Annotated in this window: 9 protein-coding genes; 3 read left to right on the top strand and 6 right to left on the bottom strand. The window is 41.1% G+C overall.

Going from position 1 to position 12,959, the window contains the following annotated elements:
* The first annotated feature begins 26 nt into the window (after positions 1-26).
* Positions 27-3,056, top strand: coding sequence for a glycoside hydrolase domain-containing protein (locus QWZ08_RS15185; protein WP_290338312.1), 3,030 nt, complete (start codon positions 27-29; stop codon positions 3,054-3,056).
* 34 nt (positions 3,057-3,090) lie between these two features.
* Here the strand turns inward: QWZ08_RS15185 and QWZ08_RS15180 are convergent, their stop codons facing one another.
* The 3 genes from QWZ08_RS15180 to QWZ08_RS15170 all read right to left on the bottom strand — a co-directional run bounded on the left by QWZ08_RS15180 (position 3,091) and on the right by QWZ08_RS15170 (position 5,925).
* Positions 3,091-3,789, bottom strand: coding sequence for a DUF3307 domain-containing protein (locus QWZ08_RS15180; protein WP_290338311.1), 699 nt, complete (start codon positions 3,787-3,789; stop codon positions 3,091-3,093).
* Positions 3,786-4,409: a hypothetical protein gene (locus QWZ08_RS15175; RefSeq protein ID WP_290338310.1), complete on the bottom strand. Its 624-nt coding sequence runs from the start codon at positions 4,407-4,409 to the stop codon at positions 3,786-3,788. The genes QWZ08_RS15180 and QWZ08_RS15175 overlap by 4 nt, the downstream gene beginning before the upstream one ends.
* Positions 4,410-4,641: 232 nt before the next feature.
* Complete coding sequence (locus QWZ08_RS15170) at positions 4,642-5,925, bottom strand: type IX secretion system plug protein (RefSeq protein WP_290338309.1); 1,284 nt, start codon at positions 5,923-5,925, stop codon at positions 4,642-4,644.
* A 48-nt stretch (positions 5,926-5,973) separates the two neighbouring features.
* On the opposite strand from QWZ08_RS15170, the gene QWZ08_RS15165 reads away from it, so the two are divergent.
* On the top strand, positions 5,974-7,203 hold the full coding sequence (locus tag QWZ08_RS15165) for an ABC transporter permease (protein WP_290338308.1): 1,230 nt from the start codon (positions 5,974-5,976) through the stop codon (positions 7,201-7,203).
* A gap of 279 nt (positions 7,204-7,482) precedes the next feature.
* Here QWZ08_RS15165 and QWZ08_RS15160 read toward each other — a convergent pair whose 3' ends face one another.
* Positions 7,483-8,226 (bottom strand): TrmH family RNA methyltransferase, encoded by a 744-nt coding sequence (locus QWZ08_RS15160; protein WP_290338307.1) that lies wholly within the window; start codon positions 8,224-8,226, stop codon positions 7,483-7,485.
* Between the two features lie 49 nt (positions 8,227-8,275).
* On the opposite strand from QWZ08_RS15160, the gene QWZ08_RS15155 reads away from it, so the two are divergent.
* Positions 8,276-10,696, top strand: coding sequence for a BamA/TamA family outer membrane protein (locus tag QWZ08_RS15155; RefSeq protein WP_290338306.1), 2,421 nt, complete (start codon positions 8,276-8,278; stop codon positions 10,694-10,696).
* A 1-nt stretch (position 10,697) separates the two neighbouring features.
* Here the strand turns inward: QWZ08_RS15155 and truB are convergent, their stop codons facing one another.
* Together truB and QWZ08_RS15145 are read right to left on the bottom strand one after the other, a co-directional pair.
* Positions 10,698-11,513 (bottom strand): tRNA pseudouridine(55) synthase TruB, encoded by an 816-nt coding sequence (gene truB / locus QWZ08_RS15150; protein ID WP_290338305.1) that lies wholly within the window; start codon positions 11,511-11,513, stop codon positions 10,698-10,700.
* Between the two features lie 91 nt (positions 11,514-11,604).
* Positions 11,605-12,948: a DUF58 domain-containing protein gene (locus tag QWZ08_RS15145; protein WP_290338304.1), complete on the bottom strand. Its 1,344-nt coding sequence runs from the start codon at positions 12,946-12,948 to the stop codon at positions 11,605-11,607.
* Positions 12,949-12,959: the final 11 nt, after the last annotated feature.

Genomic DNA, 12,959 nt, shown 5'->3' with positions numbered 1-12,959 from the left:
TGTCTTACAAATTTGCCTCTTTATACATGACAGCATCATTTGCTATATTTAGAAAAAATTTAAGTATGGTATTGAAGCAATTGTTTACGGCAGCAATTTCATTGACGATGTTCAATGCCGGCATGGCTCAGCAAATAAAATATGTTAGCAGTAACTATGGCTGGAACCCTGATTCACTGGGCAACCACAGGGCTGTGCTGCAATTTAATGGAACAGGCCATGTTGCAAAAGTAAGCATATCATGGAGAAGGAATGATGATCCGGCACACAAACGAATTATTATTCAGGATGGGGCAACCGGAAAAAAGATCATCAATGTAAGCACAGCATATGCAGACAGAGAAAGAGCTGACATCTCTTTTGAACCTGAATCAGGCAAAGGAATTTATTACGCTTATTATATGCCGTACCGCAATGAAGGTCGCAGCAATTATCCCAAAGGCGTTTACCTGCAACCTGAAAATACTGCAGATGGTAAATGGCTGTCTGCCTCCAAATCTGCAAAAATCAACACTACCGTAAAGCAAATAGAATCCATTGATTCCTTCAACAGTGTTTACCCGATGGAGGTAATTGCAACCGCAAAAGAAACCGCGGCTATCATTGCATCTGCCTCCAATAAAAATTACCTGGTGTTTCCTGAAAACCGGCTATATCCTATCAAAATGAAAAACCGTATTCCTTACCGCTGGATACAAAAGGGGCTGCAACATAGCTTCAGCGACAAAGCGGCTCGTGGCGAGCAATACAGCTACCAGTTAGGCCTGTACGCTGTGGAGGGGTTGCAGGATGTACAGGTAAAATTCACTGACCTGGTCAGCAACAAAAATGAAAAAATCCCCGCCAGCAAAAGCCTTTGCATAAACACCAACGGCATAGATTATGCCACCCATCCTTTTACAAAAACGGTCAACGTCGAAAAAAATGCAGTTCAGCCATTGTGGTGCACGGTTGATATTCCTGCAACTGTGGCAACTGGTATTTACAAAGGAAAAGCTACCATCACATCAAAGAATGCCTCCGCTACCACTATTGATATTATACTAACTATTACCAACGAATTACTAACTGATGGCGGCATCAGCGAACCATGGAAACAAACCAGGTTACATTGGCTCAACTCCACACTGGCACAGGATAATACGGTAATTACACCTTATATTCCATTGACTGTGCAAGGCAATACCGTTGGTTTATTAGGGAGAAAAATAACCCTGGGAGAAAACGGCTTCCCGGCACAGATCAGTACTTTTTTTACACCTGAAATGACGGGCTACACAGAGCAGCCCAATACCCTGCTTTCTGCGCCGATTGATTTTACATTTTTACAGCCGGATGGTGGTAAGATGGTTTTAATAAGCGACGGCATTCATTTTACAAAAAAAGAAGCCGGTACTGTGCAATGGACTTCTTCCAGCAACAGCCCTTCGTTAGAAATGGATGTTGATGCATCTTTGGAATTTGACGGATTTATTGCGTATAAAGTAAAAATAACCGCTTTAAAAGATGTTGCTCTGAAAGACATTGCCATGCAAATCCCCCTTACCAAAACAGCGGGTAAATACATGATGGGGCTCGGACAAAAAGGAGGAAACAGACCGCCCTCATTTAGCTGGAAATGGGATGTGGCGCACAAAAACCAGGATGGTGCGTGGATTGGAAACGTAAATGCGGGATTGCAATATTCTTTACGGGACGACAAATACGTTCGTCCCCTGAATACTAATTTTTATTTACAAAAGCCTTTACTGCTGCCAGATAGCTGGGGCAATGATAACCAAGGCGGGGTAAATATTAATCAACAAGACAGCACTGTTTTGGTAAATAATTACAGCGGGCAACGCAGCATGAAAAAAGGTGATACACTGTTTTATAATTTTACTTTGTTGATTACACCTTTCCATCCTATCAATACCGGTTTTCAATGGGCTACCCGTTTTTACCACAGTTATAAACCAATCGATACTATTAAAGCAACCGGCGCAACAGTTATTAATATTCACCATGGTAACGCTATCAATCCTTATATCAACTATCCTTTTATAGAGTATAAAAAAATGAAGGCTTACATAGATGAAGCACATAGCAAAGGACTGAAGGTAAAAATTTACAACACGGTAAGAGAACTGAGCAACAGGGCCTATGAGACTTTTCCTATGCGCAGTCTTGGCCACGAGATTTATTCACCCGGCAAAGGAGGTGGCTTTAGCTGGTTGCAGGAGCATTTGGACAGCGATTATATTGCTGCCTGGTTTGTACCTGAATTGAAAGATGCCGCCATTGTAAACAGTGGCATGAGCCGCTGGCACAATTACTATGTGGAAGGCATGAACTGGCTTGTGCAGAATGCAGGCATTGATGGCATTTACCTGGATGATGTTGCCTTTGACCGTATTACAATGAAAAGAATAAAACGCGTATTGACGAAAGATGGTCACCCCGGTATAATTGATTTGCATTCCGCCAACCAGTACAATAAAAATGATGGCTTTAACAACAGCGGCAATTTGTACATGGAGCATTTTCCGTACCTGAACCGTTTATGGTTCGGCGAATACTTTGACTACGAAAAAAATGATCCTGATTTCTTTTTAACTGAAGTGAGTGGCATTCCCTTTGGCCTGATGGGAGAAATGTTACAGGATGGCGGCAATCCCTGGCGTGGGATGATTTATGGCATGACCAACCGGATGCCCTGGAGCGATAATGCAGACACAAGGCCCATCTGGAAAGCCTGGGATGATTTTGGTATGGAAGGAACCAGTATGATCGGTTACTGGAGCGATAACTGCCCTGTAAAAACGAGCAATGATAAAGTACTGGCAACAACATACACAAAAAAAGGCAGGGCACTTATTTCTATCGCCAGCTGGGCTGCTGCTGATACGACTGTTCATTTGCAGATAGACTGGAAAAAACTGGGAATGGATCCTGCAAACACGATAATTATTGCGCCGGAAATAAAAAACTTTCAACCGGCAAAAACATTTGATGCCAGTGAATTGATACCGGTAACAAAAAATAAAGGCTGGTTGCTGGTGTTGAAGGAGAATTAAATATAGCTTTAAAGAGGCGGCATGCAAACTATATTTATTTCGTAATAAGTCCAGCTATAATCGCTAATGCAATACTCATTAAAGTTCCTATTACCAGGTATTCTGTTTTAATTTCCGGCCGGTCTTTTTCATTAAACCGGATAATGCCTTTTGCTGCCACCAGCAGGCCAATTGCGGAATACTGGCTTTGCAAAACAAAGATCAGTATGATGATCCGTTCCACCATGCCGATCCATTTACCGGCATTGGCAAGGCTTTCAGAGTCTGGCAATTTATCCCGCCACTGGCGGGTTAGTTGGCCAATTAAAATACCGGCAGGGGCAGTTAAAAACACAACCGCCGTTAGTCTTTTCCAAATAGCAGCGTCTGTATTTAACTGTTGAAGTGTTTGCTTTACATCACCCCATTGAAGGAAAGTGAAATACCAACACCCGGCAATTATCAACATGTGAAAAAACTGGTCTGCAATAAAGTAAGCAACAGTATTTTTCTGATACGATTTCCATCCGTCAATAAGTGTATGCGTAATTAAAATGATGAGTGCTACTATCCAGTATTGCCAGCCAATCAGCAGCAATGCCACCAGCCCGGTTATAAGGCCATGCAGGTACAGTTTACCGGAACGGAAATGTTTTTCCGTTCTGTCATTTACCCAGCTGGCAGGCTGTAGTATAAAATCGGTAATAAGATGTGCCAGCACCACTTTGGTAAGCCACACTGCCTCTGTAATCATGTTAGTTGATTGATGATATTTTCATATTGTTGCAACAGTTTTTCAATCTCCGCCCAGCGCCCGGCCGTTACATGCTGGTGTACGGTACTCTTGGATTTTTTCAGCAAGCCTGCTATCTCCTGCTGCGCCCTTCCCTTCAGCAATTCAAAAATCACTTCCGCCTGCTTGCCCGTCATCGCTTTAAAGATGGCATTCAGGTAATCCGAAATAATCTCTAAACCCACATTGGCTAAACTATTACCGGAAGTCATTATCAGTCTTGTTCCTGCCTCCGCCATTTCATCAAAGGCACGGCCTGATAAAATAAATGCTTCGCCTTTGGACGTGCCCAGTTTTTTTACAGGTGTTGTTACCGCTCCTATCCCGATACTTATCCTTATATCTGATTCACTTATTGTTTCGCTTTTTGACAAACTGATGGCCGCCGTACGGCAAATCAAGGCCGTTTTCAGGGCTTCCGCAGGATTTTTTACATATACCTGGAAACTATCGCCCCGGTAAAATTCAAACTGGTGGGCAGCCAGCGCCGCCGTTAATATTTTAAGTAGCTTCTTTTCTGTTATTTTTTTTAACCGGGTTGAGTTTACAATATCACCGGTTAGTACTGCCCTTAGTGCCATTACTAAAAATTGTTTGCTGGTATAAATATACAACAAATAATTCAGTTCGTTTAAATGAACGAACTTTTAATCAATTCGTGTAATTAAACGAACTTTTAAATAATTCGTTCATTTAAACGAACTACGCTATAATTCGTGTAAATAAACGAACTTAAACCTGGGCTAAATTTAGCTGCTTTATTATAACAGTTTATTGAAACCAGACCGCTGTGCATATACATTTGCCAAAGAATTAAAAACTAAAACCGGGCCTGTCACTGCGGTTATTTATCTGGGATATACCTATCAGCTGGTCCGCCTGGTCGGTAAAAGATTTATAATACACCAGTATGGTATAACTATTTTCAGTTTCCCAATAGTTACCATCCATGTCAGTTCTTTTGGAAGGATCATTTTTATCAACAAGCGCATAGCCGTAACTATAATAGCCTTGCTTTAAATACTGGGTATTTTCATAAATATCCCTTTCTGTATTGAAATGCATTTTACTACTTTCATTCAACTGATAGTCCGTTAACTGACCAATTAAATAAAGGTCTTTATCAGCAAAAGCATTGTTGCCCGGTGGTATATATTTAAAATGAATATTGGCGTAATCGCCCTGCCAGTAAGGATTAATTGATTCATAAGTTGTAACCAGGTATTTACCATCCAGGTCTGCATAATATATATACCGTTGCCCGCTCCTGTCGCCATCGGCCTTTACATATAAATCAGTTCTTTTGCTATTGGCGCTGTCAACACGTTCGCTTAATAAACGAAAGCTTCTAAGGTCCAGCCACCGCCATTCTTTTCCTGCAGCAAATACAAAATTATTTTCATTGCTGTACTCAAGCGAATTATTTCTTATAAAAGTGGGCAGCACATTTCCCTGCGCAATATCCCAGCGGTTATTTTGTAAAACCACCACTTTCACCTGCTGACTGGCATTACTGGTATTTACCCCTGCCAGGTTAACAGTAAACTTTAAATGCTGATGCGTATTGTACCTGTCCGGTGTAAAAGGCTGCAGCACCTGCGCAGACACACTTGCCTTGGAATCCAGCACCAGCAAAGCCCTGGTAAAAGCAAGCTTACTGGTATCGCCATCTAAAAATACTTTTACAATATAGTTGCCGCTGCGGATGGGCATACTGTTTGTTTCCGGCAGTGTTGCCTGGTAATGAACATACCTTGTATAGGCGATAGATGAAAACCGGTAGGTGGAAATGCGTTGCTGCGTGAAGCCTTTTATAAAATCAAACGGACTCAGATTAACCGGTTGCCAGTTGTAATCGCATAACTGGTAAGTGTAGTAGTAGCTTTTTACCCGGTTGTCCATATCATCAAAATGCAGTTCTGTTCTGTCGCTGCTGTTGAGTTTATAAATTGCCATAGATTCCTGGTCGCCATAGGCGTGAAATCTCACTGTATGGATATTGGTATCATAAATGACATCAGGATTGGTTTGCGCTGGCAGCGTTTGCTGCATCAGTAAAAACAGGATGGCAGCAGGGATCAATTTAAAAATGTGCATGTAGTTATTAAAATATTTACTTTTGAAAGATAGCAAAAAATACGCCGATTGAATATATCCGCTTTTATAGCCCGCAGAATTGCCTTTAACCGGCAAAATACTTTTTCACGATTTATCATCCGGCTCGCCATCGGCGCCACTTCCATCAGCGTAGCTGTAATGATAGTGGCATTGAGCTTTGTAAACGGTTTTCAAAACGTAATCAGCGATAAAATTTTCAGCTTCTGGGGCCATATTCATGTGCAGCAAGATATTGAAAACCGTGTTAGTATTGCAGAACAGTTTCCTATACTTGCCAACGATACGGTTGAAAATATTGTTAAGAAATTGCCGCAGGTAAAAACCATTGAACGCTACGCCACTAAATCGGTGATATTAACTTATGGTACTGATATTGAAAGTATTCTGTTAAAGGGTATTGATTCTTCTTTTAATTACAGTCGTCTGAATCCATTTTTACAAAAAGGAAAATGGTTATCATTTACAGACAGCGGTTATAGCAGCGAAATAAATATTTCGGCTTATATCGCCGGCCAGCTAAATGTACAGGTAAACGATACGCTGCTTTCTTTTTTTATCCAGGAAGATGGCACTAAACGGCCTCGTAAACTGAAGATAGCCGGCATTTTTAAAACTTCCATAGACGAATATGATAAACAATTCGGCCTGTGCGATATAAACCTCATCCGCCGGATGAACGACTGGAACCCACGCCAGATTGGAGGGTATGAAGTTTTTTTAAACGATTACCGGCAAACCGATACCGTTGCAACACTGATTAAAGAATTAACGCCACAGGGCTGGAGCGCCAAGACCATTACAGAAATGTACAGCAATATTTTCGACTGGCTGGCATTGCAAAATAAAATCAAACTGATTCTGATGGGCATCATGATGATCGTTGCAATAGTAAACCTCATCACCTGCCTGCTGATTATTGTATTGGAAAGAACAAGAATGATTGGTATTTTAAAAGCAACCGGCGCCAGCGACTGGATTGTACAAAAAATATTTTTATACAATACCAGCCTGATAGCCATAACAGGCATTGTAGCGGGCACTGCCCTGGGCTTATTCATATGCTGGCTGCAGCAAAAAACCGGCTTTATTAAATTAGATGAAGAGGCTTATTATATGGCCGCAGCCCACGCAGATGTAGTGTGGTGGCAGGTTGTACTGGTGGACTTTATTACGCTTGCTATTTGCTTTGCCACATTGATTGTACCTACGTTGCTGGTAAAAAAAATAAAACCTGTCAAAGCAATTCAGTTTCGTTAAGATGATTTAAATACAATTTTTTGTCCGGGCTAAGCAGCAACCTTGTGGTACATCGTTGCGTCGCACACTTGTACTTTTTCAGCCTTGGGGTGCTCCCCTACTAACCGTACATGCTCACTAAATTTAAATGGCCTTGCTAAATTATACCCTTGTAATAAAAAATGCCTTCGCACAGCGCAGGTGCTGCGATGCGAAGGCCAGTGTTCAATACAGGTATTAAGTAAAAGAGGGCGACGCAACGGTGCTCCACAGAGCTTCTTAGCCCGGACAGGTATTTTCTTACTGCACAATATGCGACAAAATAATACCTGTTGCCACAGCCGCATTCAACGATTCCGCATGGCCCGCTTTTGGTATCGTAATTTTTTCGGTACAGAGCTCCATCACTTCATCACTAATGCCTTTTGACTCGTTGCCAATTACAATAATGGCTTCTGCTATGCCTTTCAGCTGGCTTACTTTTTTACCGTTCAAAGCGGCGGCATATATTTTAATGTGTTCATATTTTTTAAGCCAGGCTGCAATGTTGGTATACACTACATTTACGCGGCCCAGGCTGCCCATGGTGCTTTGCACCACTTTGGGATTATACATGTCGGTACAATTGTCCGAGCAAATGATGGCTCCAACGCCAAACCAGTCTGCAATGCGTATGATGGTACCGAGGTTACCCGGATCCTGGATGGTATCCAGCACAAGGCTTATTTTACCTTTTGGCTTAACAGGAAGTTGTTTTGATTTTTTAAATACCGCCAGCACCTGGTTGGGCGTGGTTAAAGCAGATATTTTTTCCAGTTCAAAATCGTCAATCACCTGCAGCGGACCGCTATAAGTTGTACGAATTAACATTTCATTTTCCTGCATCCATGGTTGTAAACCCAATACCTGCTGGCATGAAAATACAGGCGATTGCAACAATTCCATTACTACTTTACTACCTTCGGCAATAAATACATTATCCGCATCCCTGAATTTTTTGTGGTGCAAACTTTGGATATATTTGGCATATGTTTTACTTAACATCGTTCTCTCAAAATTTATAATAGTTAGTGTGGTTGTAAAAACGAAATTTTTGAATGTTCTGAAAAATATTTTTTGCGCAGCATTGCTATTGTCTTCCTGCACCACGGTACGAAATTATCAAAAAGGTAAACCCTTTTTGATAAAAAATAGTATTGAACTCAAAGGCGGCAATTTTAATACGGATGAAAGAAACATTGCCAGACAAAGATTATACGATCAGCTGGATGACAGCGCAAAAGTGGTAATAATAGATAAATTGTTTTTATTTCACAAAACAACGCCGGCTGCTGCGTACGACACAACCTACTCCTACCGGAGTGCGAGGAATATGATTGGCTCCATGCTGCATCTCGGTTACTACCAGGCCAAATCTACTGTAAAGATTGATACCGTTAGTGGCAGTTTCTTCAGCACCTGGTCGCTTAAATTTGAAAAGCAGCAACGGGTGTACGTAAAATATATCATTGATGCTGGTAACCCTACCCTGGTAGATACTTTCAGCTATAACTTAAATAAACCGGAACTACAGCAGCTTGCAATTGAAGCCATGCCGAAGTCCTTAATAAAAAAAGGTAATCCTGTTTCCAAGGGTGAAGTGCTGGGAGAAATAAACCGGATGGTGGATGTTTACAGAAATAAGGGGTACTATAAATTTATTACAGACGATTTAAGGATGCGGGGCGATACTTCTATTTTATCGTTAACCACAATTTCTGACGACCCTTTTGAAAACATCCGTTTACTTGCAGAAGCCAATCAAAAAAGAAATAAACCCACTATTAAACTGGAAATGATTTTAAACCCGCTGGCAGACAGTATGCGGTTGCAAAAATATTATATTGGTAATGTGTATCTGTATCCCGATTACAGTGGTGTTGACAGTTTAAACAGCATCCCCTTTTTATCAGATACCACCCGGCGGGACAGCTTTGTTATCCGTTACCATAAAAAATTATTCCGCAACGGTTTCCTGGTGCGCAATATGGATTTTAAAAAAGGCGATTTGTACCGGCAGGAAAATTATGCCAAAACCCTCAGTAATTTTTCAAAGACCGGGGTTTGGCAAAACATCAATATTCAAACCATAGAAAGAAAGGACAGCGTTGCCAAACTGGATATGATTTTGCAAATGATACCCGCCCGTAAGTACGGCTTTGAAGCCAATGTGGAGGCCAGCTATTCGGTAAACAGCAATACCAATACTGCCACCATAACCAATGGCGGAAACCTGCTGGGATTGTCTACCAATCTGTCTTTGCAAAACCGCAATATCCATAAGGAAGGTATTAAGATGACCCATGCCATACGGTATGGTGTTGAGTTGAACTTAAATACACAACGCTCCAGCAGGGTTATCAATTCAAACGAACTGAGTTATACCAACACCATCAGCTTTCCCCGTTTGCTGGGGCCCATCAAACTGTTGCCTAAATCGTGGTTTAATAATGGCAGACCGCTTTCACAGCAAACCTTTATCAACACCAATCCATCTTATACAAAACGAATTGACCTGTTTAATCTTTTTTCAACAGGCCTTGCTTTTGGTAACCAATGGAGCAACAGATCAAACAGAAAAAACACCATTAAGTTTCCGAATATTGAGTATTCCTACCTTTTCAATCAGTCGGACAGTTTTCGCACCATACTGAACAATAATCCTTATTTACGTTATTCATACAATACAGCGTTGATCATTGGCAGTTCCTACAACTATTCTTCTACTTACATTAATCCAAAACATACCAACAGGCTCAGGTCTTTTAGTGGTAATGTCGAAGAGTCTGGTTTAATTTGGGGCAGGCTGGGCATTTTTAAAAAAGAATTACGCCAGTTTGTTAAAGTGGATGGAGAATATACCTTTTCTATCAATAACCCAAAATCGGCCCGTGTCTTCAGGGCTTTCGTTGGCGTTGGTATTCCGCTGGAAAATAATGATACCGCTTCTCTTCCCTTTTTTAAACAATATTTCTCCGGCGGTGCCAACAGTATGCGTGGCTGGCCTATTCGTGGCATCGGACCCGGGGCGAAGCCTTTGGGAACCATCAACTCTCTTACAAACGACCGCACCGGGGATATCCGTTTTGAAGTAAATGCTGAATACCGTCATGACCTTTTTCAAATAATACCCAACCAGCTTGTTTTAAAATGGGCGCTTTTTACAGATATTGGTAATGTGTGGAATTTCAGAAATACGCGACCCGGTGGCGGCCCCGACAGCCTGCAGTTCCAGTTTAAAAATTTTTATAAACAATTGGGTGCGGATGTGGGTACCGGTTTCCGGTTTGATTTTACCTATGTTGTACTTCGTTTTGATCTTGGCTTTCGGGTAAAAAAACCTGAAATTGCAAAAAACGATGGTTGGCAAATACCAGATATTAGCTACAATCACTTGTTAAAAGGTGGTGTTGAAAACAGCCAATGGCGACGGGATAATTTCAATTTTACAATTGGTTTAAGTTATCCTTTCTAACCTAATCCAACGGCAAGCCGGCCCTGTTATTATCTCCGGCATTCTGATGACTTACCAGGTTTAAAATTGTTTCCATGTCAATGGCATCAGCTACCTGCAATTGCCCGATTCTTGTTCTGCGTAAACTGCCAAGATAGCCCCCACAGCCCAATGCAGCACCGAAGTCATTCGCCAGGCTGCGTATATAAGTCCCCGTAGAACAAACCACCTTAAAACTGACGGCAGGCAAATCAATTCCCGTAATTTCAAATGAATGAATGGTGACATTTCTTGGCTCTAATTGCACAGCCGTTCCCCTTCTTGCCAGTTCATATGAGGCAACGCCATCTTTTTTTATAGCAGAATAAATGGGTGGCAATTGTTGAATAGCACCGATAAATTGTTTTGTAGCATGTATGATTTCATCAGAAGTAAGATGATCGAATTTTGTTTGATGTTCCGGTTCACTTTCGAGGTCGAATGTTGGCGTTACAGCACCCAGCACAATGTGGCCGGTATACTCTTTTTCCTGCGCCATGAACTCATTTATTTTTTTTGTAAACTTCCCGGTACAAACTATCAGAAGTCCTGTTGCCAGAGGGTCTAACGTACCAGCATGGCCAATTTTTTTTATCTGTAAAATATTACGGAGCTTTCTTACAATATCAAATGATGTCCAGTGGAGTGGCTTGTCTATGAGCAAAACCTTTCCTTCTGCATAAGGCAATTGCAGCGCCGGATCAATCGGAATTCTTGGTACACGCTCCTGTTTTTCAGGATAAGCGCCTTCACCTGTTTTACTATTGTGTTTGGAACGGTATGATTCTTTACGGGCCAATGCTTTATTTTTTTGCGAAGGTAAGTGAAGCAAAACAATGCGGTCTTTTATCAATATTGCAAGACGTTTCGTAACAAAAATTATCTGTGCATCAGGTTGCTTGTCTTGCTTTTAACTCAAGGTATTTGTTGATGGTATTTACAGTTAAATTTTCGGGAGAAGTTAAAATAGATAAAATACCGTTGTTGGAAAGCTCTTTAACAATCAGCCTTTTTTCAAACGCAAATTTTTCAGCAATGGTTTTAACGTACACGTCTTCTATATTCGTTGCGCTTTGCATGGACAATTGTTTCAATTCCGTATTTTCGAAAAATACCACCATCAGCAAATGATGTTTTGCAATGGACTTTAAATAATTGAGCTGCCGTTTTAATCCTGAAAGCGATTCAAAATTAGCGAACAGGATCAGCAGGCTTCTTTGCTTGATCCGGCTGCGTATCTGCAGGTAAAGCATTTCGTAATCACTTTCTAAAAAATCGGTTTCCTGGTTATACAGCAATTGCAGAATGTTAGCTTTCTGTAACGGCTTACGATCGGCTGCCAGTATGGTGCCCATTTTATTGGCGAATGTTATCAAACCAACTTTATCCTGCTTTTGCAAACATACATTGCTTAATACCAGTGTACTATTGATGGCATAGTCCAGCAGACTTAAGTTATTAAAAGGCATTTTCATCAAACGGCCTTTGTCGATAAGGCAATACACCTGCTGGCTTTTTTCGTCTGTAAAATTATTTACCATAATGGCGGATCGGCGGGCAGTTGCTTTCCAGTTAATGGTTCGTATATCATCGCCGCGTACATATTCTTTTATCTGTTCAAACTCCATGCTGTGGCCGATTTTTCGCATGCGTTTACTACCATGTTCCGATTGTATAGTAGTTTGTGAAAGCAGTTCATATTTACGTAGCTGCATAAACGAAGGATATACGGGTACGGTTGTTTCGGCTTCAATATCAAAACGGCGCATCAGTAAACCCAGCAGGGATTTTACGTAGATAATAATTTGCCCAAAATGATATTCGCCACGCTCTGTAGGCCTTACAGCATACACGATTTCCTTTTGTTGCAGCGCTTTAAAGTGCTGCTGTAATATCCAGTCACGTTTTTGAAATTGCACAGGCAGCTCATCAATAATTTCTAATTGCAGTTCAAAAGGCATCCTGTTGGTAATCTGCAACGTAATCCTGTTTTCATCGCCGTTGCTTAACCTGTCTGCCATCATCCTTTTTGCCTCTGGCTCCCTGCCCACTATAAAAAGAAAAATATAATCTGTCAATACCAACACACCAATTATAAAACAGCTAATCTGAGGTACTAAAAATAATGGTGCATAAAAAAAAGCAGCAATAAACAATACGGCGCAAACGCCCAGCACCAGGTAAAAACGATTGGTTAAATATAGTGCACCGATGTATTTTTTTATTACTGTCATTGTTATAAACG

It is taken from the genome of Ferruginibacter paludis (assembly GCF_030409685.1).
GTDB lineage: Bacteria > Bacteroidota > Bacteroidia > Chitinophagales > Chitinophagaceae > Ferruginibacter > Ferruginibacter paludis.
Note: the sequence above shows the minus strand (reverse complement) of the source record. Positions and strands in the feature narration are given on the sequence as shown.